Consider the following 21,378-nt stretch of genomic DNA (forward strand, 5'->3'; position numbering starts at 1 on the left):
CAATGGCACAGGCCGCAGGCCCAGCGCGCACCGTCATCCTGACCGTGGACGACGACCCGGGGGTCTCCCGCGCCGTCGCCCGTGACCTGCGGCGACACTTCGGCGAGTCGTACCGCATCGTCCGCGCGGAGTCCGGGGCGTCCGCCCTGGACGCGCTGCGCGAGCTCAAGCTGCGCGGCGACCTGGTGGCGGTGATCCTGGCCGACTACCGGATGCCCGAGATGAACGGCATCGAGTTCCTCGAGCAGGCCATCGACATCTATCCGGGCGCGCGGCGGGTCCTGCTGACCGCGTACGCCGACACGAGCGCCGCCATCGACGCGATCAACGTCGTCGACCTCGACCACTACCTCCTCAAGCCGTGGGACCCGCCGGAGGAGAAGCTCTATCCCGTCGTGGAGGACCTGCTGGAGACGTGGCGGGCCACCGACCGCAAGCCCGTGGCGACCACGAAGGTCGTCGGGCACCGGTGGTCGGCGCGGTCGTCGGACGTACGGGAGTTCCTCGCCCGCAACCAGGTGCCGTACCGGTGGTACTCGTCCGAGGATCCGGAAGCCCGCTGTCTGCTCGCCGCCGCCGGGCAGGACGGCTCGCGGCTCCCGCTCGTGATCACCCCGGACGGCACCGCGCTCGTCGAACCCGAGGACGCCGAGCTGGCCGCGCGGGTCGGCCTGGCGACGACGCCGACGGCCGACTTCTACGACCTGGTCGTCGTCGGCGGCGGCCCCGCGGGGCTCGGCGCCGCCGTCTACGGGGCGTCCGAGGGCCTGCGGACCGTGCTCGTGGAACGCTCGGCGACCGGCGGGCAGGCGGGCCAGAGCTCACGGATCGAGAACTACCTCGGCTTCCCGGACGGCGTGTCCGGGTCCCAGCTCACCGAGCGCGCCCGGCGCCAGGCCGCGCGGTTCGGCGCCGAGATCCTCACCGCACGTGAGGTGACGGGCCTGGAGGTGAACGGGCCCGCGCGCACCGTGCTGTTCTCCGACGGCTCCGCCGTCTCCGCGCACAGCGTGATCCTCGCGACCGGAGTGTCGTACCGGCAGCTCGACGCCCCCGGCCTCGCGGGACTCACGGGGTGCGGGGTCTTCTACGGTTCCGCGCTGACTGAGGCGACCGCCTGCCAGGGGCACGACGTGTACATCGTCGGCGGCGCGAACTCGGCGGGTCAGGCCGCCATGTACCTGGCCAGGGGTGCCAAGTCCGTCACCCTCCTCGTACGGGGCCCGTCCCTGTCCGCCTCGATGTCGCACTATCTGGTCCAGCAGATCGAGGACGCGCCCAACGTCTCCGTACGCACCGGCACCGTCCTCGAATCCGCGCACGGATCCGAGCATCTGGAACAGCTGACCCTGCGCGACGTGGCGAGCGGGCACACCGAACTCGTGGATGCTCAGTGGCTGTTCGTGTTCATCGGGGCCGCGCCGCTGACCAGCTGGCTGGAGGGGACGGTGCTGCGGGACGGGCGGGGGTTCATCATGGCCGGTCCCGACCTCACACCGGACGGACGGCCGCCCGCGGACTGGGATCTCGACCGGCCGCCGTACCACCTGGAGACCAATGTGCCCGGTGTGTTCGTGGCCGGGGACGCGCGCTCCGAGTCCGCCAAACGCGTCGCGTCCGCCGTCGGAGAGGGAGCCATGGCCGTCATGCTCGTACACCGGTATCTGGAGCAGTCGTGAACGGGCGGCCGGTTCCGTGCAAGCGCGAGGAACTGGGCTCACTGTTCCTGTTCGAGAAGCTCGACCCGGACCAGCTCGACCGGCTGTGCCGCGAGGGCCGCGTGGAGGCCTTCGATCCCGGGCCCGTGTACGCGGAAGGCGATCCGTCGACCTGCTTCTACGTACTCCTTGAGGGCGAGCTCGTCCTGTCGCGCCGCGTCGGCGCCGACGACGTGGAGGTGAACCGGAGTTCCAGTCGCGGCGTGTACTCGGGCGCCTTCCAGTCCTATCTCGGCGATCGCGCCCCGCAGACGTACAACAGCTCGATGCGGGTCACGGAACCCTCGCGGTTCTTCGTCCTGCCGGCCGACACCTTCGCGGCCGTCGTGCGGGAATGGTTCCCCATGGCCGTCCACCTGCTCGAAGGGCTGTTCTTCGGTACGCGGAACGTCCAGCAGACGATCGGCCAGCGGGAGCGGCTCCTTGCGCTCGGCTCGCTGTCCGCCGGGCTCACCCACGAGCTCAACAACCCGGCCGCAGCGGCGGCGCGGGCCACGTCCTCGCTGCGCGAGCGGGTCGCGGGCATGCGGCACAAGCTGGGTGCGATCGCCTCGGGCCCCTACCGGCGGGCCACGCTGGAGACACTCGTCGAGATCCAGGAGCGGACGGCCGAGCAGGTGTCCAAGGCTCCTGTCCTGACACCCCTGGAGACCTCCGACCGCGAGGACGTTCTCACGGACTGGCTGGACGACCACGGGATCACCGCCGGCTGGCAGCTGGCGCCGAACTTCGTCCAGGCCGGCCTCGATGTCGACTGGCTCGACCAGGTCGCCTCGGCCGTCGGCGAGGAAACCCTCGAAGGCGCCATGCGGTGGCTGAACTACACGGTCGAGACCGAACTCCTCATGAACGAGATCGAGGACTCCACCGCCCGGATCTCCCACCTCGTCGACGCGGCCAAGCAGTACTCCCAGATCGACCGGGCCCCTTCCCGGTTCGCCGACGTGCACGAACTGCTCGACAGCACGCTGATGATGCTCTCCGGCAAGTTCGGGAACGGGATCAAGGTCGTCAAGGACTACGACCGCACACTGCCCGAGGTCCCCGCCTACCCCGGCGAGCTCAACCAGGTGTGGACGAACCTCGTCGACAACGCGGTCGCGGCGATGAACAGCACAGGCGGCGTGGGCACGTTGACGGTGCGCACCGCGCTCGACCGGGACCATCTGCTCGTGGAGTTCCGCGACACGGGACCGGGGATCCCCGCAGACATCCGTGGCCGCATCTTCGACCCCTTCTTCACCACCAAACCGGTGGGCGAGGGAACCGGGCTCGGCCTGGACATCTCCTGGCGCATCGTCGTCAACAAGCACCACGGCCAGCTCGAAGTGCACTCCGAGCCCGGAGACACCCGCTTCCAGGTGCTTCTCCCCCTCACGTCAACGAACCCCGACTCCGAACCCGACCCCTCACAGGAGCCGTCATGAGCACCCTGAACGGAATCGACCCCTCGGTCCCGCCGAGCGGCACCGGATGCGCCGAGTGCGACGCGGCCGACGGCTGGTGGTTCCATCTGCGGCGCTGCGCGCAGTGCGGCCACATCGGCTGCTGCGACGACTCGCTGGGCAAGCACGCGACGGATCACGCCAGGACCAGCGGTCACCCGGTGATCCAGAGCTTCGAGCCGGGCGAGAGCTGGTTCTGGGACTACAACACGTCCTCGCTCATCGAGACGGGCCCGGACCTCGCTCCCCCCGGCAGCCATCCCGAGACACAGTCGACCCCCGGCCCGGCGGGCCGAGTCCCCTCGAACTGGTCCGAGTTGCTGGGCTGACGGGTTCCCTGGACGGAAGGGCGCCGGATCAGGCCGGCTCCGGGGCCGTGAACGACACGTCCGCCGAGTGCGCGGTCGTGTCCGCGTCGCTGCCGAGCGCCCAGGCCGCGACCCTGGAGACGGTGGCGGCCGGGATCTCCTCGCTGATGCCGGGGGCCGCCGGGACGTTCTGGGTCGCGTGGGCGTCGTACGGCAGGACCACCCGATAGCCCCGCGCGAGAGCGGTGCGCGCCGTCGCCTGAACGCACATCTCGGACATCACGCCGCAGACGGCGAGCCTCTCGACCCCCGCGCCGGCGAGCAGGCCGCCCAGCCCGGTCCCGTCGAAGCCGTCGTCCTTGGGCTTGCGGATCACGACCTCCGTCGGTCCCTGCTCGACGTGATGGTGGAGTTCCCAGCCCGGCGTGTGCGGCTCGTCCTCCGCCCCGGGCGGACCGTCGTTCTGGAGGTGCACGACGAGGGCCCCGCCGCTGCGGGCCCGTGCGATCAGGTCCGTCGTCCGCTCCACGAGACGTACCGCATCGGGAACGGCCCCCTCGCCGGAGACGAAAGCCGACTGGACGTCCACCACGATCAGGGCCTCTACGCGATTGATCATGCGGTCATCATGACCGTCGGAGCCGCGCGCCTCCACACGGTTTCGTACGCCTCCGGGTCCTGTGTTCCACTGACGTCGGATGCCGATCAGGCCTCTGACGTGGGCGTTGGAGCCGACGCCCCATGATCGACAGCAGGGAGAGTTCCGATGACGACGACCGCGAAGCCGAGCGTGCAGCACGAGGACGAGCAGGTACGGGTGACCCGCTGGGACTTCGAGCCCGACACGCGTACCGGCCGTCACGTCCACGAGCACGACTACGTGGTCGTGCCCGTGGTGGACGGCCGGATCAGCGCGTTCGCCCCCGACGGCACGGTGACCGAGTCACAGCTTCGCGCCGGCGAGTCCTACGCGCGCCCGGCGGGCGGCGAGCACGACGTCGTCAACACGGGCGGCACGTGGCTGGCGTTCGTCGAGATCGAGCTCAAGGCGACGTCGAAGGCCGTGGCGTAGTCCTCCGTCGGTCACCTGCCGGCGGTCACTTGACGAGGTACTTGCAGCCCGCGATCGACTTGCCGTCCTTGTTGTCCGCGACCTGCTTGCCGTCGACCTTGATGACGCAGGAGGCCGGCTCGAGCTGTCCGTCCGAGCCGGTCACCGAGCCGGGGACGACCGACACCAGGCTGCCGACCTTCAGTTCGGCGCCCTTGACGGTCAGTTGGGTCGTCTTCGTCCAGGGCAGGTTCACCTGCTCCGTCTTGCTTTCCCCGGCCGTCCACAAGACCTGCGTGCTGCCCTGGCCCCGCACTTCGAAGGTCACTTCGCGGGTCGCCTCCTTACCCCCGGCCGGCTTCGAGGCGGCGGGCGAGGGCGCCTGAGACGTGTCCTGCTTCGCCCCGGCCTCCTTGCCGTCTCCCCCGCCGCTGCCGCACCCGGCCAGCAGAGCGGCTGTCGCCGCGACCAGAGCAATACCGGTTACCGTCCTGCGCACGTTTCCTCCGTGATCCCCGTACAACTCAGCATGTCGGCCCGGGCTCACCTCGCCCGGGCCGAACTGCTGAGCATAGTGGGGCGCCCGGGACGGCCACTCGGTGCGTAGGCCGTCGGTCCGCATCTCCTGGACTCGTCATGTGTCTAGGAAGGTTCGGGTCCCGGCGCTACCCTCCGCGCATGATTTCGACCGTTGTCTGGGGTACCGGAAATGTCGGGCGCGCGGCCATCCGTGCCGTCGAGGCCCACCCGGCACTGGAGCTCGTCGCCGTACTGGTCCACGACCCCGCCAAGGTCGGCCGCGACGCGGGTGAACTCGCGGGCCTCGAACACGAGTTGGAGGTCAGGGCGAGCGACGACATCGAGGCCGTGCTGGCCGCCCGGCCCCGGGCCGTCGTCTACGCGGCCTCCGGCGACATCCGCCCCGACGACGCCCTCGCCGACATCGCCCGGGCCCTGCGGTCCGGCGCCGTCGTCGTCTCCCCCGCCCTCTATCCGCTCTACGACCACCGCGGCGCGCCGCCGGAGTTCCGGGATCCGGTGGTGGCCGCGATCGCGGAAGGCGGCGGCTCCCTGTTCGCCTCCGGCGTCGACCCGGGCTGGGGCAACGACGTCCTGCCGCTCCTCGTCAGCGGGCTCGGCAGCACCGTCGACGCGATCCGCTGCCAGGAGATCTTCGACTACTCGACGTACGACCAGCCCGACTCGGTACGGCTCCTGGTCGGCATGGGCCAGCCGATGGACTACGACCCGCCCATGCTGTGGGACACCGTCCCGACGATGGTGTGGGGCGGACAGATATGTCTGATGGCGCGGGCGCTCGGGGTCGAACTCGACGAGATCCGCGAGACGTTGGACCGCCGCCCGCTCGACACCACGGTGAGTACGCGCACGATGGGCGACTTCGAGGCGGGCACGCAGGGCGCCGTACGGTTCGAGGTGCAGGGCATCGTCGGGGGCGAACCCCTCATCGTCATCGAGCACGTCACCCGCATCCACCCGTCCTGCGCGCCGGACTGGCCGACGCCCCCCGACGGCACCGGGGCACACCGGGTGATCATCGAGGGCCGTCCGCGCATCGAGGTCACCGTCGAGGCCGCGGACGAGGGCGAGAACCGGTCGGCCGGCGGCAACGCCACCGCGGTCGGCCGGCTGGTGAACGCCATCGACTGGCTCGTGGACCAGGCCCCGGGCCTCTACGACGCGCTCGACGTCCCGCTGCGCCCCGCAGTCGGAAAGCTCGGCCATCGCGGAAGGAAGCAATGATGATCATCGACATCCCCGAGGGACAGGAACCGATCGGCTACGTCTGGGGGGACATGGTCCCCGGTATCGGCATGGCGGCCGCCAACTTCTCACTGTCCGTGTACGCCCATACGACGCTGGGCCTGCGGGAGTTCGAGGCGGCACGGCTGCGCATCGCGCAGATCAACGGGTGTCAGTTCTGCCTGGACTGGCGTACCGACCGGGACGGGGAGAAGGTCGAGGAGTCCTTCGCGGACTCGGTGACCGAGTGGCGCACCAGCGGCGCCTTCGACGACCGGACCCGGCTCGCGGCCGAGTACGCCGAGCGGTACGCGCTCGATCACCACGGTCTGGACGAGGAGTTCTGGTCCCGGATGACCTCGCTGTACAGCCAGGTCGAGATCGTGGAGCTGAGCATGAGCATCGGTTCCTGGCTGGCGTTCGGCCGGCTCAACCACGTGCTGGGTCTCGACACCGCGTGCGTCCTGCCCACGGCCTGAGACGCGGGGGCCGCGACCGGCCCCCGCGCTGTGCATCCGCTACAGATCAGTGGCGATGATCTTCTCGATGTTCCGCTCGGCGAGCGCCGTGATCGTGACGAACGGATTGACGCTCGTGTTGCCGGGGATCAGTGAGCCGTCGATGACGTAGAGGCCCGAATAGCCGTGCAGGCGGCCGTAGTTGTCGGTGGCCTTGTCCAGGACCGCGCCACCGAGCGGGTGGTACGTGAGGTGGTCGCCCCAGATCTTGTACGTGCCGAAGAGATCGGTGCGGTAGATCGTGCCCTCCTTCGCGTTGATCTTGTCGAAGATCGTCTTGGCCATGTCGATGGAGGTCTGCTTCCAGGCCGTCTGCCAGTTCAGATCGGCCCTGCCCGCCTGGGCGTTCCACGAGAACTCGGCACGGTGCGGGGTGTTCGTGATCGACAGATAGAACGAGGCGTAGGTCTCGATCCCGGTCGGCAGCGGCGCGACCTCGGCGAACGCTCCTCCGGCGGCCCAGTTGTCGATGCCGCCGCAGGGGATCGACGCCTGGACCTTGCCGGTCGGGTCCCACAGGTGGTTGGCGCGGCCGCACATGACATTGCCGTTGTCGCCCCAGCCCTTGCCCACCTCGCCGTTCAGTGCGGGCAGGGCGCCGGTGGCCTTGAGCTTGACCAGGAGCTTGCTGGTGCCGACGCTGCCGGCCGCGAAGAACACCTTGTCCGCGGTGACGGTCTTGGTGGCCGTGGTCGTGCCGGTGGTGTCGATCTGCTCGATGACGACCGTGTACCCGCCGCCGGGTGCGGGCGCGACCGAAGTCACCTTGTGCAGCGGCGAGATGGAGACCTTGCCGGTGGCCGCGGCCTGGGCCAGGTAGGTCTTCTGGAGTGACTTCTTGCCGTAGTTGTTGCCGTAGAGGATCTCGCCGGCGAGCGCCGACTTGGGGACGGTGCCGGCCGCTTCCTGCTTCATGTAGTCCCAGTCGTACACGTCGGGCACGAAGACGAACGGGAAGCCGGAGCGCTGGGCGTGCTTTCGTCCGACGCGCGCGAACTGGTAGCACTCGGCGCTCTCGAACCAGGCCGGGTCGACGGTGCCGACGCCGAGCCCGGCATTGGCGCGCGGGTAGTACGTCGCGTACATCTCGGCGGCGTCGACCGACGGGAGGATGGCGCCGAAGTTCTCGCGCTTGGGCGTGACCGCCATGCCGCCGTTGACCAGGGAACCGCCGCCGACGCCGCGGCCCTGGTAGACGACGATCCCGCCCATTTCCTCGGCGTCCAGAATTCCGGTGTACCGGGGGACGTCTTTGTCGAGCGGGAAGCCGAGGAAGTTGCTGAGGGGCTGTTTGGTCTTGGTCCGGAGCCAGTAGGAACGGGCGTCCGGACTGGTCGTGTTGGCGAATATCTTGCCGTCCGGTCCAGGGGTGTCCCAGGCCATCCCCATTTCGATCATGTGGACGTCGACACCCGCCCGGGCGAGTCTCAGCGCGGCCACGGAGCCGCCGTATCCCGTGCCGACGACGAGGGCGGGGACGTGCGCGCCGGAGTCGATCGGAGCGGCGACGGGGGCGGTGGCCGCATGGGCCGCGGGGGCGTGGGCCGACAGCGCCGCGGCGCTGAGAATAGAACCGGTTCCAGCGATAAAAGCGCGTCGCGAGACGTTCCTGGAACCGATTGCACGCGTGGTGGAACCACTCATGGCACGTTCCTCACTTTCGATGGAATCGAAACGAGTTCTACTGCCGTTCGCGTATCAAGTCACTACACACGAACAGGTAATTCACGTGCGCCGAATAGGTAACTCGCGTCCACTCGTCCCCGGATGCACCGACGGCCCCGGGGCGGCTGTCGGCAGCCGCGGAGGAGTTAGCACTGTCACACAGATCCAGGCAAGTCCCTCCATGTAAACAATCGAGCGGGTTACTACACTTCGTCAGGTTGTTCGGCGCCCGGCCGGACCGGCAGCACGGCTTTCATGCGGGATCACCGTTGATCCAGCTCCGGCGGCGACACGCAAGGAACCCATGACGACCTCAGACAACGGCAGCGACGTCCCCCCGCCGGACGGACCGCTGCCCGGCACGGTGGCACTCGACGACGCGGCGGGCGTCGCCGTGGAGCGTGAGACGCCGCCGGTCGAACCCCTGGACCTGATCGAACCGCCGGACCTGACCGCCACCACCCCCGACGCGGAGTCCTTCGAGGACAGCGCCGTCGCCGCACGCGGCGGCACGGCCCTGTTCACCGCGGGGCCGGCCGCCTCTCCCCGTACCCTCATGAACATCTTCGGCGCGTCCGTGCGCGACCACCGCGACGAGGTGGCCCTGGATGACGGGGCGAAGCAGCTCACGTACCGCGCGCTCGCCGACGAGGTGGAGAACCTGCGGGTGCGGCTCGCGCTGGCCGGGGTCCGCAGGGGCGACCGGGTCGGGGTCCGCGTGCCGTCCGGGACCAATGATCTCTACATCGCGATCCTGTCGGTGCTCGCCGTCGGTGCGGCCTACGTCCCCGTGGACGCCGAAGACCCGGACGAGCGGGCCGAGTTGGTGTTCGGCGAAGCCGGGGTCCGCGCCGTCATCGGCGCCGGCCACGACCTGACCGCGTGGGGACCCGACGGAAAGGAGGAAGGCGGCGCCAGGACTCCCCGGGGATCCGCCGACTGCCTGCCCGGCACCGACGACGACGCCTGGATCATCTTCACCTCCGGCTCCACCGGGAAGCCCAAGGGCGTCGCGGTCTCGCACCGCAGCGCCGCCGCCTTCGTCGACGCCGAGGCCGCGCTGTTCCTCGCCGACGAGCCGATCGGCCCCGGCGACCGCGTGATGGCCGGCCTGTCCGTCGCCTTCGACGCGTCGTGCGAGGAGATGTGGCTGGCCTGGCGCAACGGCGCCTGCCTGGTGCCGGTGCCGCGCTCCCGCGTCCGCAGCGGCGCCGACCTCGGGCCCTGGCTCGTCGAGCAGGACATCAGCGTCGTGTCCACGGTGCCCACGCTCGCCGCACTGTGGGAACCCCAAGTCCTCGACGACGTACGCCTGCTGATCTTCGGCGGTGAGGCGTGCCCGCCCGAGCTGGCGCAGCGACTGGTCACCGAGGGACGCGAGGTGTGGAACACGTACGGCCCCACGGAGGCCACGGTCGTCGCCTGCGCGTGCCTCCTGACCGGCGAGGAGCCCGTCAGGATCGGACTGCCGCTGGACGGCTGGGAGTTGGCCGTCGTCGACGAGGCCGGCGACCCCGTCCCGCTCGGCGCCACCGGCGAGCTCGTCATCGGCGGCGTCGGCCTGGCCCGCTATCTCGACCCCGCCAAGGACGCCGAGAAGTACGCGCCGCTGCCCTCCCTCGGCTGGGAGCGCGCCTACCGCAGCGGCGACCTCGTCAAGGCGGACCCGGAAGGCCTCGTGTTCCTGGGGCGCGGGGACGAGCAGATCAAGCTCGGCGGGCGCCGCATCGAACTCGGCGAGGTCGATGCGGCTCTGCAGGCACTGCCCGGCGTCGCCGGGGCGGCCGCCGCCGTGCGCACGGCGCGCAGCGGCAACCAACTGCTCGTCGGCTACGTCGTCACGCAGGACGGCTGGGACCGCGCCGAAGCCGTCGAGCGCCTGCGGGCCGCGCTGCCCGCCGCCCTGGTGCCGCTCCTCGCCCCCGTCGAGAGCCTGCCCACCCGCACGTCCGGCAAGGTCGACCGCGCCGCCCTGCCCTGGCCGCTGCCCGACCTGGAGACGTCCACCGAACCCACCGAGCAGCTGTACGGCACGGAGGCGTGGCTCGCCGAACAGTGGGCGCACACGCTCGGGGTGTCCGTGACCGGCGCCAAGGACGACTTCTTCGCGATCGGCGGCTCCAGCCTGGCCGCCGCCCAGCTGACCACCCGGCTGCGCACCCGCTACCCCAGCGCCGCCGTCCTCGACATCTACCAGCACCCGACGCTGCGCAAGCTCGCCCGCCATCTGGAGGAGTCCGCGCAGGGCACGGAGGCTCACCGGGACGTCGGGCCGGTTCCGGTACGCGCCCAGGTCCTTCAACTCCTCCTTCTGCTTCCGCTGTTCACGCTCGTCGGGCTGCGCTGGTGCGTGGCTCTGGCCGCGCTCGGCAACGTCCTGCACTGGTACGGGTCCTATGCCTGGGCTCCGGCCGTGTCCTGGTGGTGGGTGGCCGCGGGGGCGGCTGTGCTGCTCAGCCCCGCGGGGCGGCTCGCGCTCGCCGCGGGAGGCGCGCGGCTGCTGCTGCGGGGCGTCGGGCCCGGCACGTATCCGCGCGGCGGCCATGTCCATCTGCGGCTGTGGACTGCCGAGCGGCTCGCCGAGTACAGCGGCGCGACCTCGCTGACCGGCTCGTGGCTGCTGCGGTACGCGCGCGCCCTGGGCGCCCGGATCGGCGCCGACGTGGACCTGCACTCGCTGCCGCCGGTGACCGGCATGCTCAAGCTGGGCCGTGGCTGCGCCGTCGAGGCCGACGTGGACCTCTCCGGACACTGGCTCGACGGCGACCGCCTGGTGATCGGTGCCGTGAAAGTCGGCGGCGGAGCGGTCGTCGGCACCCGCAGCCTGCTGTTCCCCGGTGCGCGCGTCGGCAAGAAGGCCGAGGTGGCCCCCGGATCCGCGGTGACCGGCCAGATCCCGACCGGTCAGCGCTGGGCCGGCTCCCCCGCCGTGAAGCTGGGCAAGGCCAAGCGGGACTGGCCGAAGCAGCGGCCGAAGCGCTCGTACGGGTGGCGGCTGATGTACGGGGCGTCGGGCCTCGCCCTCTCCGCGCTGCCGGCTCTCGCGGCCGTGCCCGCACTCGCGGTGGCGCTCCGTTTCGTACCCGCGGACGCGGGTCTCGGCGAGGCTCTGCGCGGCGGCCTGGTCGCCGTGGTGCCCGCCGCGCTGGCCTTCGGAGGCGCGTACGCGCTGCTGCTGGTGGGCGCCGTGCGGCTGCTGAGCCTCGGGCTGCGGCCGGGCCTGCATCCGACGCACAGCCGCACCGGCTGGCAGTCCTGGACTATCACGCAGCTGATGGACGCGGCCCGGCAGACGCTGTTCCCGTTGTACGCGGGGCTCGTCACGCCGCTGTGGCTACGGCTGCTCGGCATGAAGATCGGCCGTCGCGCGGAGGTCTCCACGGTCCTCGCCCTGCCGAGCCTCACCACGGTCGGCGACGGGGCGTTCCTCGCCGACGACACCCTGACGGCTCCGTACGAACTCGGCGGCGGCTGGGTCCGGATCGGGCGGGCGGCGATCGGCCGGCGGGCGTTCCTCGGCAACTCCGGTATGACCGGGCCGGGACGGAGCGTCCCCGACGGAGGTCTGGTCGGTGTCCTGTCGGCCACCCCGAAGAAGGCCAAGAAGGGCACCTCGTATCTGGGGCTGCCGCCGATGAAGCTGCCGCGCGCTCCCGAGGGCGGCGACCACTCGCGTACGTACGACCCGCCGGCGCGGCTGCTGTGGGCGCGCGGCGCGGTGGAACTGTTCCGGCTCGTGCCCGTCTTCTGCTCGGCGGCGCTCGCCGTGCTGACGGGCGGGGCGCTGTGTGCGCTCGCCGGGCCGGCGGGCGTGGGCTGGTGGGGTGCCGCCGCGCTGTCCGGGGCGGTGCTCCTCGGTGCGGGCGTCGTGGGCGCGTTGTCCGCGATCGCCGCGAAGTGGCTTCTCGTGGGCCGGCACAGGGCCGGTGAGCACCCGCTGTGGAGCGGCTTCGTCTGGCGCGACGAGCTCGCCGACACGTTCGTCGAGGTGGTCGCCGTGCCGTGGCTGATCGGCGCGGTGCCGGGCACCCCGCTCCTGACGCTGTGGCTGCGCGGCCTGGGCGCGCACGTCGGCCGGGGCGTGTGGTGCGAGAGTTACTGGCTGCCGGAGACGGACCTGGTGACCCTCGGCAGCGCGGTCAGCGTGAACCGTGGCTGCGTACTGCAGACGCACCTCTTCCACGACCGGATCCTGCGGATGGACAAGGTGACGCTCGGCGGGGGTTCGACGGTGGGCCCTGGCGGAATCGTCCTGCCGGGCAGTACGGTCGGCGCTCGCGCCACTCTGGGCCCCGCGTCCCTGGTCATGGCCGCGGAGTCCGTACCCGACGACACACGCTGGCTGGGCAATCCGATCGAGGCCTGGCGGTCCTAGGGCGTGTTTCAGATGTGGATCTTGAGGTGAGATGATCTTGTTCTGTGGCACGTGGAGACATGACGGATGCACAGTGGGCTCGGCTGGAGCCGTTGTTGCCGGTGGGCGTGAAGCCGGGGCGGCCGCCGGTGCATCCCAAACGGCAGTTGATCGACGGCATACGGTGGCGGACCCGGGCCGGTACGCCGTGGCGCGATGTTCCGGAACGGTACGGGTCTTGGCAGACCGTATACGGGCTGTTCCGGCGCTGGCAGCGCGACGGAACCTGGAAGCACATCCTGGAGCAGCTCCAGGCCCGGGCGGACGCCGACGGGCTGATCGCCTGGGATGTGTCGGTCGACTCCACGATCGCCCGTGCCCACCAGCACGCTGCGGGCGCGCGGAAAAAGGGGGTCTGCAAAAGGAGCCCCCGGGCGGCGTCGGAATCGAGCCCGAAGACCACGGGCTCGGCCGGTCGCGCGGCGGCCTGACCACCAAGGTCCACCTCGCAGTCGAGCAGGGGCAGAAACCTCTGTCGCTGATCATCACGGCCGGGCAGCGGGGCGATTCCCCGCAGTTCCAGGCGGTGTTGAAGCAGATCCGGGTCCCCCGGCTCGGGCCCGGGCGGCCTCGTAACCGCCCGGACAAGGTCCGCGCCGATAAGGCGTATGGCTCGCGGGCGAACCGGGCCTACCTGCGACGACGCGGGATCGGCTGCACGATCCCGGAGAAACGTGACCAGATCGCCAACCGCCTCAAACGCGGGATCCACGGCGGTCGGCCGCCGAAGTTTGACAAGGCCGACTACCGCGAGCGGCACGCGGTCGAGTGCGGGATCGGTCGGTTGAAACGCCACCGCGCGGTCGCGACGAGATACGACAAACTCGCCGTTCGCTACGAAGCGACCCTGACCATCGCGGCCATCAACGAGTGGCTGTGACCAGCACATCTGAAACACGCCCTAGAAGGGCGGACACACCTTAAGGTCAGTCAGGGCTTCGATGCGTACGGCACGGGGTGGGGGGCACGACACAGACACGTTGGGTACGGCGCAGGGAGTGGACACTTCAGTGAGCGGCCAGACAGCGGCTTCGGAGCCGTACTTCCCCGGCCACGGCGACCCCCGCTACCGGGTGCACCGCTACGAGCTGTCCCTCGACTATCGCCCCGGCCCCAACCGCCTCGCGGGGAACGCCCGTATCAGCGCCATAGCGGGCCGGGCCCCGCTGACCGAGTTCCAGCTCAACCTCGAGGCCTTCCGGCTCGGCAAGGTGCTCGTCGACGGCCGGCAGCCCCGCTACACGCACCGGGGCGGCAAGCTGCGGATCCGGCCCTCGAAACCGCTGCGGGCCGGCGCCGCGTTCACCGTGGAGGTGCACTGGTCGGGCAATCCGAAGCCGGTCAACAGCCCCTGGGGCGGGCTCGGCTGGGAGGAACTGACCGACGGCGCGCTCGTCGCGAGCCAGCCCGTCGGAGCACCGTCCTGGTTCCCGTGCAACGACCGGCCCGACGACAAGGCTGCCTACCAGATCTCCCTCACGGTCCCCTCGCCGTACACGGTGGTCGTCGGCGGGCGCCTGCTCACGCGTACGACGAAGTCGTCGACGACGACCTGGGTGTACGAGCAGCAGGCACCGACGCCGAGCTATCTCGTGGGCCTCTCGATCGGCATGTACCAGACGGTCCTGCTGGGCGAGCCGGGGCTCGGCGGTGTGCCGCAGAGCGCGTACGTCCCCGTGCGTCTGCTGCCGGAGTTCTCGCGGGACTTCGCCCGGCAGCCCGAGATGATGCGGCTCTTCGAGGAGCTCTTCGGCCCCTATCCCTTCGGTGAGTACGCCGTCGTGGTGGCCGACGAGGACTTCGACGTCCCGGTCGAGGCGCAGGGGCTCTCCCTGTTCGGCGCGAACCACGTGGACGGCGCGCGGGGCTGGGAGCGGCTCGTCGCGCACGAGCTCGCCCACCAGTGGTTCGGCAACAGCCTCACCATCGCCGACTGGCGGGACATCTGGCTGAACGAGGGCTTCGCCAAGTACGCGGAGTGGCTGTGGTCGGAGCGCTCGGGCGGCCGCACCACGCAGGAACTGGCCGCCGCGGCGCACCGGGAGCTGTCCGCGCTGCCGCAGGGCCTGCTCCTTGCCGATCCGGGCCGCAAGTCGCTGTTCGACGACCAGGTCTACGAGCGCGGCGGGCTCACCGTGCACGCGATCCGCTGCGCGCTGGGCGACGAGCCGTTCTTCCGCATGGTGCGCGACTGGGTCTCGACGCACCGGCACGGCGTGGTGACCACCGAGGCGTTCACGGCGCACGTCGCCCGCTACGCGGCGGCGCCGCTCGGCGACCTCATGACGGCGTGGCTGCGCCGCAGGCCGCTTCCGCCGCTCCCGGCACCCCTCGTCCCCTACAGGTAAGGATTCTCCCGTGGCTGACGGAGCACCGCGCTTCCCCCTGGATCCCACGCCCGTCCACGTGCCCGACGCCGTCCTGGAGGACCTGCGCCGGCGCCTCGACATGACGCGCTGGCCCGACGACGTCGGGAACGGCGACTGGTTCTACGGAGTAGACCGCGGCTACCTCCAGGAGCTGGCCGAGTACTGGCTCCACAGCTATGACTGGCGCAAGGCCGAAGCCGCGATCAACGCCTACGAGCACTACCAGGTGCGCGTGGACGGTGTCCCGGTGCACTTCATGCGCAGGCCCGGGGCCGGCCCGGACCCCACCCCGCTGATCCTCACCCACGGCTGGCCCTGGACGTTCTGGCACTGGTCCAAGGTCGTCGACCCGCTCGCCGACCCCGCGGCCTTCGGCGGGGACCCGGCCGACGCATTCGACGTCATCGTCCCGTCCCTGCCCGGGTTCGGCTTCTCGGCGCCGCTGCGCGACCACCCCGACATGAACTTCTGGAAGGTCGCCGACCTCTGGCACACCCTCATGACCGACACCCTCGGCCACACCCGGTACGCCGCCGGAGGCTGCGACATCGGCGCCCTGGTCACCGGTCAACTGGGCCACAAGTACGCGGACGAACTCCTGGGCATCCACATCGGATCGGGCCTGAAACTCGACTTCTTCACCGGCGACCGCGCTTGGGACTTCAGTGGCGGCCGGCCCGTCCCCGACGGACTGCCGGACGACATCCGTGCCCGGATCCTGGCCCTCGACCGCCGCTTCGCCTCCCACCTCGCCGTCCACGTCCTCGACTCCAGCACGCTCGCCTACGGCCTGAGCGACTCCCCCGTGGGTCTGCTCGCCTGGATCCTGGAGCGCTGGGTCAACTGGAGCGACCACCACGGCGACATCGAGACCGTCTTCACGAAGGACGAACTCCTCACCCACGCCACGATCTTCTGGGCCGCCAACACGATCGGCACGTCGACGCGGTACTACGCGAACGCCAACCGCTACCCGTGGACGCCGGCCCACACCCGTACGCCCGTGGTCGAGGCCCCCACCGGGCTGACCTTCGTCGGATACGAGAACCCGCCCGGCGTCACGACGGCGCGGCAGCGCGTCGACAACTGGCTCGCGAGCGACCGTGCCCACTGGTACCACCATGTCAACGTCAACGCCCATGACGAAGGCGGGCACTTCATCCCGTGGGAGGTCCCCGACGCCTGGGTCGAGGACCTGCGCCGCACGTTCCGCGGGCGGCGCTGAACGACGGCGCTGAGCGACGGCTCCGACCGCTACTCGAACCGCGAAGGGTCGCCCGCCCCGCGCCGTACGATCTCCGTCCCGCCGCCGGAGAAGTCGATGACCGTGGTCGGCTCGGTGCCGCAGTCACCGGAGTCGACCACGACGTCCACCTCGTGGTCGAGCCGCTCCTTGATCTCCCAGCCCTGCGTCAGCGGCTCTTCCTCGTCGGGCAGGAGCAGCGTGCTGGACAGGATCGGCTCGCCCAGCTCGGCCAGCAGGGCCTGCACGACGGCGTGGTCGGGGATCCGGACGCCGACCGTCTTCTTCTTCGGGTGCAGCAGCTGGCGCGGCACCTCCTTCGTGGCGGGCAGGATGAAGGTGTAGCTGCCGGGCGTCGCCGCCTTGATCGCGCGGAACACGTCGTTGTCGATCTGCACGAACTGCCCGAGCTGGGCGAAGTTCTGGCACATGAGCGTGAAGTGGTGACGGTCGTCGAGGTGGCGGATCGCCCGGATCCGGCTGATGCCGTCCCGGCTGCCGAGCCGGCACCCGAGCGCGTAGCAGGAGTCGGTCGGATACGCGACGAGTTCGTCGGCGCGGATGCTGTCGGCCACACCGCTGATCGTGCGCCGCTGGGGGTTCTCGGGGTGTACGTCGAAGTACTTCGCCATTCGCCGAGTGTAGTGGCCGAGGGCGTGAATGGATCTCCGAACGGGGGCGGCTCTCCCCCGAAAGTAGTCCCCGAAAACAAAACGGAAGTCCCTGGCTGATGTGCGAAAAATCCCGAGCGGGCAGGACGCGCTGAGGTGTTGTATGAGTCCCATGGTGTCTTCCGACCGACTGCTGGCCTTCGCGGCCATGTCGTTCCTGCTGATCGTGATTCCGGGCCCCAGCGTGCTGTTCGTGATCGGGCGGGCGCTGTCGCAGGGGCGGCGTGCCGCGCTGACCACGGTCGTGGGCAACACGCTCGGCGCCTACGTGCTCGTCGTGGCCGTGGCGCTCGGTGTCGGTGCGGTCGTGGAGCGCTCGGTCCTCGTCTTCACCACGCTGAAGCTCGTGGGCGCCGCGTATCTGGTGTACCTCGGCGTCAAGGCGGTGCGTCAACGGCGGTCGCTGCACGCCGCGTTCACCGGTGACGGGGTCGCGCACGGCAGTCTGCGCACGTTGTGGGAGGGGTTCGCCGTCGGTGTGGCCAACCCGAAGACGATCGTATTCTTCGCCGCCGTGCTGCCGCAGTTCGTGGACCGCGGCCAGGGGCACGTCACCCTTCAGATGCTGCTTCTCGGCCTGGTCTTCAACGTCATCGCGGTGGTGTCCGACAGCGTGTGGGGCCTGGTCGCGGCGACGACGCGGAGCTGGTTCGCCCGCTCGCCGCGGCGGCTCGGCATGGTCGGCGGTGTCGGTGGGCTCACGATGATCGGCCTGGGTGTGACGGTCGCGGCGACGGGCCGTGCCGACTAGGGACGTTCGCCTGCCTACGGCGCAAGCGCGACGCCCAGGGAGTTGGCGCCGATGGGCTTCGGTGCGCCCTTCTCGTAGAAGACGTCGAGTGCCGTGATCGTGAATCCGGCCTCCGTCAGCAGGTCGGTGATCGGGCGCGTGAGGTGACAGCCGCCGAAGAGCCGCTTGTTCACCGGTTCCATGCGTCGCTGCCAGCGGCGTACGTTCTCGTCCTCTTTCGGTGCGAGCCCGTGCTCCAGGAAGTGCAGTGTCCCTCCGGGCCGCAGCACACGGCGCACTTCGCGCAGCGCGGCCCCGGCGTCGGGGATGGTGCACAGCGTCCACGTCGACAGTGCGGTGTCGAAGCTGCCGTCCTCGAAGGGCAGCGACTGGCCGTCCGGGCCCGCGCGGCGCACCGGGACGGACGCCGCGCCGACCCGCTCGGCGGCGAGTCGCCATCCGACGTCGGAGGGTTCGATCGCGACGACGCCCTCGACGGTCGACGGGTAGTAGGGGACGTTGTGACCCGTGCCGAACCCGATCTCCACGACCTGGCCCCGCAGCCCTTCGCAGACCCGCCGCCGCAGCGGTGCTGCCATCTTCACGCCACAGGCGACATCGATGATCCGGGGCAGCACCTGCCCGGCATAGAACCCCATGGCGGTCCTCCAAGTCTCGCTTCCAGCATGGCACCGCGGTGGCCCCCGTGCGACGTTGCGGAACCGCGGTCTTCCGGACCGCAACCATGGCTGTTCCCGGGCGGTCCTATCCGTAGCTCAACAGGAGACCCAGGAGGAACGCCTTGTCCCATGCGCCCCGCAAAAGCCGTCGGCTGTCTCAGGCGCTGATCGCCTGCGGATGCGCGGTGACGCTGCTCGCAGGCTGTTCCGAGGGCGACGCCCGCGAGGACCGCACCGCCGACCCCGCACCGCCGACCCCGCTCCGCGGGTGCCCACGGGCCGGGGTGCGGGCGAGCGCGGACTCGGGGACTTCGACCGGGACGGCTACGACGGCTTCGTGACGTCCATGACCACGCGGAACAAGTTCCGGGAGCCGTTAAGCCTGGCCGTGCGGCCCCGCCAATCGATCAACGATCCCGGGACCGCCCCGGCCACGCTCCTCATTTCACCCCGCCTCGGGCGCTTCCAGCAGGTCGCGCACCTCCTCCGCGGTCGTCTCCTGAAGGTCCTCGCCGAGCAGCAGCCAGCGGGTGATGCCGATCGACTCGAGGAAGGGCAGGTCGTGGCTGGCGATCAGGAGGGCGCCCTCGTACGACTCCAGTGCGCTCGTCAACTGCCGCACGCTGGCCATGTCCAGGCTGTTGGTCGGCTCGTCGAGCATCAGGAGCTGCGGGGCCGGTGCGGCGAGCATCGTCGCCGCGAGTGCCGCGCGGAAGCGTTCGCCGCCGGAGAGAGTGCCGGCCGGCTGCTCCGCGCGGGCGCCCTTGAACAGGAACCGCGCGAGCTGGGAGCGGATGTGGTTGTCGGTGACGCCCGGGGCCATGCGGGCCACGTTCGCCGCGACGCTCAGGTCCTCGTCCAGTACATCGAGGCGCTGCGGCAGAAACCGTAGCGGTACGAACGTCTTCGCCTGGCCGGAGACCGGTTCGAGCTCACCGGTGAGGGTGCGCAGGAGCGTGGTCTTTCCGGCTTCGTTACGGCCCACCAGCGCGATGCGTTCGGGGCCGTGGATGTGGAGGCTGCCGTCGCGCAGCTTGCCGTGCGGGAGGCTCAGTTCGTCGATGCTGAGGACGGTTCGGCCCGTGGGTACGGCGGTGTGGGGCAGACTCACGCGGATCTCGGCGTCGTTGCGGATGGCCTCCGCGGCCTCCTCGCGCCGATCGTGCGCGTCGCTGAGCCGGTCCTCGTGCAGCCCGCGCAGTTTGTCGCCGGACTCCTGCGCGGACCTCTTCTTCTCCCCCGCGACGATTCTCGGGGCCTTGCGCTGGGCGTCCATCTTCTTGCTGTGCCGGGCGCGGCGGGCCACCTTGATCTGGGTCTCCTCCAGTTCGCGTTTCTGCCGGCGCACGTCGGCCTCGGCGGCCCGCAGCATGCGCCCGGCCGCCTCCTGCTGAGTGGCGAGCGCCTCCTCGTAAGCGGACCAGCCGCCGCCGTACCAGTTCACGGAGCCGGAGCGCAGTTCGGCGATGCGGTCGACCCGTTCGAGGAGTTCGCGGTCGTGGCTGACCACGAGGAGGACGCCGGAGCGCCAGGAGTCGACGGCCTCGTACAGCCTGCGGCGCGCGAAGACGTCCAGGTTGTTGGTCGGCTCGTCCAGCAGGAGGACGTCGGGGCGCTCCAGGAGCAGGGCGGCCAGACGCAGGAGAGTGGTCTCTCCACCGGACAACTGACCTACGGTGCGGTCGAGTTCGACATCCGCGAGGCCCAGTGAGCCGAGTGTCGCGAGGGCCCGCTCCTCGACGTCCCAGTCGTCGCCGACCGCGTCGAAGTGCTCCTCGCTCACGTCGCCGTTCTCGATGGCGCGCAGCGCGGCGCGCCGCTCGGCGATACCGAGGGCCTGGTCGACGCGCAGCGCGGTGTCGAGGGTGATGTTCTGCGGAAGGTAGGCGAGGCTGCCGCCGACGGTCACCGACCCCTGGGAGGGGGCGAGTCGACCGGCGAGCAGGCGCAGCAGGGTGGACTTGCCGGTGCCGTTCGTGCCGACGAGTCCGGTGCGGCCCCGGCCGATGGCGAGGGAGAGCCCGTCGAGGACGGGGGTGCCGTCCTGCCACTGGAAGGACAGGGCGGAGCAGGTCAGGGAGGCGCTGGGCGCGGTGGGTGTCGCCATGGTGTATCTCGCATTCGCAGGCGCGGTGGGAAAGGGCTACGTATGCGAGCACCACGCGACGACCGAACCGGGAAGGCGGAAATCCGAGAACCCGGAAAGGAGGGTGCGGCTGTCCGAGAGGTCATCGGGGACGGCTCATGCACCGAGGTCGCATCCACGCGGGGTCACGGGCAGCACGGAACGGCCGCTACGGCGTGACGGGCGTACGGCGGCGAAGGCCGTACGGCGCGGTGATCGCGATCCTCAGATGCGCAACGTCCACCTCGATCGGAGACAACAGAGACGCCAAAAACCTTAACGACCGAGTGATCGGAAGGCAAGAGTCCCAGGTCACGAGCCCGATCCCGCCCGACATGCACCGTCTGCGGCAGCGTGCAAGTCTGGGAGTGGCCGGCCTGTCGTCGGGCACTCCGGCGCATTCCGGCCAGGAGGAACGATCATGAGCAAGAAACAGAGCCGCCAGAACCGCGGCGCCCGATCGGGCGGCCACGGCCATGACCACAGCTCCACCGCCGAGAAGCGGGCGACGCCGGAGCCGACGACGAAGGCGACCGACCCGTCCGAAGAGCCCGCACGCCGGATCTCGGAACACCACTCGCACAAGCAGCCGCGGAAGTTCGGCCACAACTGACGCGCGGGCCGGCTGACCACACCGTCACACGCTGCGACGCGGGGTCACGGCCCCGCGTCTGTTA

The 21,378-nt window shown here is 70.5% G+C and carries 18 protein-coding genes; 12 read left to right on the forward strand and 6 right to left on the reverse strand.

Annotation, left to right across the window (positions count from 1 at the left end):
* Positions 1-2: 2 nt before the first annotated feature.
* From OG758_RS05050 to OG758_RS05060, 3 genes are read left to right on the forward strand one after another with little or no spacing between them, the layout of a single operon-like run.
* Positions 3-1,679: an FAD-dependent oxidoreductase gene (locus tag OG758_RS05050; protein ID WP_326708817.1), complete on the forward strand. Its 1,677-nt coding sequence runs from the start codon at positions 3-5 to the stop codon at positions 1,677-1,679.
* The gene (locus tag OG758_RS05055; protein WP_326708818.1) at positions 1,676-3,145 is read left to right on the forward strand and encodes an ATP-binding protein; all 1,470 of its coding nucleotides are present in this window, start codon (positions 1,676-1,678) and stop codon (positions 3,143-3,145) included. The genes OG758_RS05050 and OG758_RS05055 overlap by 4 nt, the downstream gene beginning before the upstream one ends.
* Positions 3,142-3,492, forward strand: a complete 351-nt coding sequence (locus OG758_RS05060) for a UBP-type zinc finger domain-containing protein (RefSeq protein WP_326708819.1) — start codon at positions 3,142-3,144, stop codon at positions 3,490-3,492. Before OG758_RS05055 ends, OG758_RS05060 begins: the two co-directional genes overlap by 4 nt.
* Before the next feature lie 28 nt (positions 3,493-3,520).
* Here the strand turns inward: OG758_RS05060 and OG758_RS05065 are convergent, their stop codons facing one another.
* Complete coding sequence (locus tag OG758_RS05065) at positions 3,521-4,090, reverse strand: isochorismatase family protein (RefSeq protein ID WP_326708820.1); 570 nt, start codon at positions 4,088-4,090, stop codon at positions 3,521-3,523.
* 147 nt (positions 4,091-4,237) lie between these two features.
* Between OG758_RS05065 and OG758_RS05070 the strand changes: the two genes are divergently transcribed.
* Complete coding sequence (locus tag OG758_RS05070; RefSeq protein WP_326708821.1) at positions 4,238-4,543, forward strand: cupin domain-containing protein; 306 nt, start codon at positions 4,238-4,240, stop codon at positions 4,541-4,543.
* A 25-nt stretch (positions 4,544-4,568) separates the two neighbouring features.
* Here OG758_RS05070 and OG758_RS05075 read toward each other — a convergent pair whose 3' ends face one another.
* On the reverse strand, positions 4,569-5,021 hold the full coding sequence (locus OG758_RS05075) for a hypothetical protein (protein WP_326708822.1): 453 nt from the start codon (positions 5,019-5,021) through the stop codon (positions 4,569-4,571).
* Between the two features lie 179 nt (positions 5,022-5,200).
* Between OG758_RS05075 and OG758_RS05080 the strand changes: the two genes are divergently transcribed.
* Both OG758_RS05080 and OG758_RS05085 read left to right on the forward strand, forming a co-directional pair.
* Positions 5,201-6,286, forward strand: a complete 1,086-nt coding sequence (locus OG758_RS05080) for an NAD(P)H-dependent amine dehydrogenase family protein (protein ID WP_326708823.1) — start codon at positions 5,201-5,203, stop codon at positions 6,284-6,286.
* On the forward strand, positions 6,286-6,765 hold the full coding sequence (locus OG758_RS05085; RefSeq protein WP_326715808.1) for a carboxymuconolactone decarboxylase family protein: 480 nt from the start codon (positions 6,286-6,288) through the stop codon (positions 6,763-6,765). Before OG758_RS05080 ends, OG758_RS05085 begins: the two co-directional genes overlap by 1 nt.
* Before the next feature lie 39 nt (positions 6,766-6,804).
* Here OG758_RS05085 and OG758_RS05090 read toward each other — a convergent pair whose 3' ends face one another.
* Positions 6,805-8,448: a GMC oxidoreductase gene (locus OG758_RS05090; RefSeq protein WP_326708824.1), complete on the reverse strand. Its 1,644-nt coding sequence runs from the start codon at positions 8,446-8,448 to the stop codon at positions 6,805-6,807.
* Positions 8,449-8,773: 325 nt separating this feature from the next.
* On the opposite strand from OG758_RS05090, the gene OG758_RS05095 reads away from it, so the two are divergent.
* From OG758_RS05095 to OG758_RS05110, 4 genes are all read left to right on the forward strand, one after another.
* Entirely contained in the window at positions 8,774-12,844 is a 4,071-nt protein-coding gene (locus OG758_RS05095; RefSeq protein ID WP_326708825.1) for a Pls/PosA family non-ribosomal peptide synthetase, read from the forward strand.
* Positions 12,845-12,888: 44 nt separating this feature from the next.
* A protein-coding gene (locus tag OG758_RS05100; RefSeq protein WP_405650236.1) for an IS5 family transposase occupies positions 12,889-13,763 on the forward strand; the annotation gives its coding sequence in 2 pieces (ribosomal slippage) (positions 12,889-13,270 and positions 13,270-13,763; 876 coding nt in all).
* A gap of 61 nt (positions 13,764-13,824) precedes the next feature.
* A complete protein-coding gene (locus OG758_RS05105) occupies positions 13,825-15,231 on the forward strand; it encodes a M1 family metallopeptidase (protein WP_406384387.1) in 1,407 nt (468 codons plus the stop codon).
* A 10-nt stretch (positions 15,232-15,241) separates the two neighbouring features.
* Positions 15,242-16,477, forward strand: coding sequence for an epoxide hydrolase family protein (locus OG758_RS05110; protein ID WP_326708827.1), 1,236 nt, complete (start codon positions 15,242-15,244; stop codon positions 16,475-16,477).
* Between the two features lie 29 nt (positions 16,478-16,506).
* On the opposite strand, the gene OG758_RS05115 is transcribed toward OG758_RS05110, so the two are convergent.
* Positions 16,507-17,127 carry an L-threonylcarbamoyladenylate synthase gene (locus OG758_RS05115; RefSeq protein WP_266678744.1) on the reverse strand — a complete coding sequence of 207 codons (621 nt, stop codon included), beginning with the start codon at positions 17,125-17,127 and terminating at the stop codon, positions 16,507-16,509.
* A gap of 151 nt (positions 17,128-17,278) precedes the next feature.
* Between OG758_RS05115 and OG758_RS05120 the strand changes: the two genes are divergently transcribed.
* Positions 17,279-17,917, forward strand: coding sequence for a LysE family translocator (locus OG758_RS05120; protein ID WP_266570473.1), 639 nt, complete (start codon positions 17,279-17,281; stop codon positions 17,915-17,917).
* A 14-nt stretch (positions 17,918-17,931) separates the two neighbouring features.
* On the opposite strand, the gene OG758_RS05125 is transcribed toward OG758_RS05120, so the two are convergent.
* Positions 17,932-18,555, reverse strand: coding sequence for a class I SAM-dependent methyltransferase (locus OG758_RS05125; RefSeq protein WP_326708828.1), 624 nt, complete (start codon positions 18,553-18,555; stop codon positions 17,932-17,934).
* A 466-nt stretch (positions 18,556-19,021) separates the two neighbouring features.
* A complete protein-coding gene (locus tag OG758_RS05130) occupies positions 19,022-20,683 on the reverse strand; it encodes an ABC-F family ATP-binding cassette domain-containing protein (protein WP_326708829.1) in 1,662 nt (553 codons plus the stop codon).
* Positions 20,684-21,122: 439 nt separating this feature from the next.
* On the opposite strand from OG758_RS05130, the gene OG758_RS05135 reads away from it, so the two are divergent.
* Positions 21,123-21,314 (forward strand): hypothetical protein, encoded by a 192-nt coding sequence (locus OG758_RS05135; protein WP_266570478.1) that lies wholly within the window; start codon positions 21,123-21,125, stop codon positions 21,312-21,314.
* The last annotated feature ends 64 nt before the right edge of the window (positions 21,315-21,378 follow it).

This window comes from Streptomyces sp. NBC_01474 (assembly GCF_035918215.1).
GTDB classification, from domain to species: domain Bacteria; phylum Actinomycetota; class Actinomycetes; order Streptomycetales; family Streptomycetaceae; genus Streptomyces; species Streptomyces aureus.

Excerpts from the sequence above, each read along its gene's own strand:
- OG758_RS05050 (WP_326708817.1), top strand. The coding sequence starts at position 3 with ATGGCACAGGCCGCAGGCCCAGCGCGCACCGTCATCCTGACCGTGGAC.
- OG758_RS05060 (WP_326708819.1), top strand. The coding sequence starts at position 3,142 with ATGAGCACCCTGAACGGAATCGACCCCTCGGTCCCGCCGAGCGGCACC.
- OG758_RS05065 (WP_326708820.1), bottom strand. The coding sequence starts at position 4,090 with ATGATCAATCGCGTAGAGGCCCTGATCGTGGTGGACGTCCAGTCGGCT.
- OG758_RS05070 (WP_326708821.1), top strand. The coding sequence starts at position 4,238 with ATGACGACGACCGCGAAGCCGAGCGTGCAGCACGAGGACGAGCAGGTA.
- OG758_RS05080 (WP_326708823.1), top strand. The coding sequence starts at position 5,201 with ATGATTTCGACCGTTGTCTGGGGTACCGGAAATGTCGGGCGCGCGGCC.
- OG758_RS05085 (WP_326715808.1), top strand. The coding sequence starts at position 6,286 with ATGATCATCGACATCCCCGAGGGACAGGAACCGATCGGCTACGTCTGG.
- OG758_RS05090 (WP_326708824.1), bottom strand. The coding sequence starts at position 8,448 with ATGAGTGGTTCCACCACGCGTGCAATCGGTTCCAGGAACGTCTCGCGA.
- OG758_RS05095 (WP_326708825.1), top strand. The coding sequence starts at position 8,774 with ATGACGACCTCAGACAACGGCAGCGACGTCCCCCCGCCGGACGGACCG.
- OG758_RS05105 (WP_406384387.1), top strand. The coding sequence starts at position 13,825 with ATGCGTACGGCACGGGGTGGGGGGCACGACACAGACACGTTGGGTACG.
- OG758_RS05115 (WP_266678744.1), bottom strand. The coding sequence starts at position 17,127 with ATGGCGAAGTACTTCGACGTACACCCCGAGAACCCCCAGCGGCGCACG.
- OG758_RS05120 (WP_266570473.1), top strand. The coding sequence starts at position 17,279 with ATGGTGTCTTCCGACCGACTGCTGGCCTTCGCGGCCATGTCGTTCCTG.
- OG758_RS05125 (WP_326708828.1), bottom strand. The coding sequence starts at position 18,555 with ATGGGGTTCTATGCCGGGCAGGTGCTGCCCCGGATCATCGATGTCGCC.
- OG758_RS05130 (WP_326708829.1), bottom strand. The coding sequence starts at position 20,683 with ATGGCGACACCCACCGCGCCCAGCGCCTCCCTGACCTGCTCCGCCCTG.
- OG758_RS05135 (WP_266570478.1), top strand. The coding sequence starts at position 21,123 with ATGAGCAAGAAACAGAGCCGCCAGAACCGCGGCGCCCGATCGGGCGGC.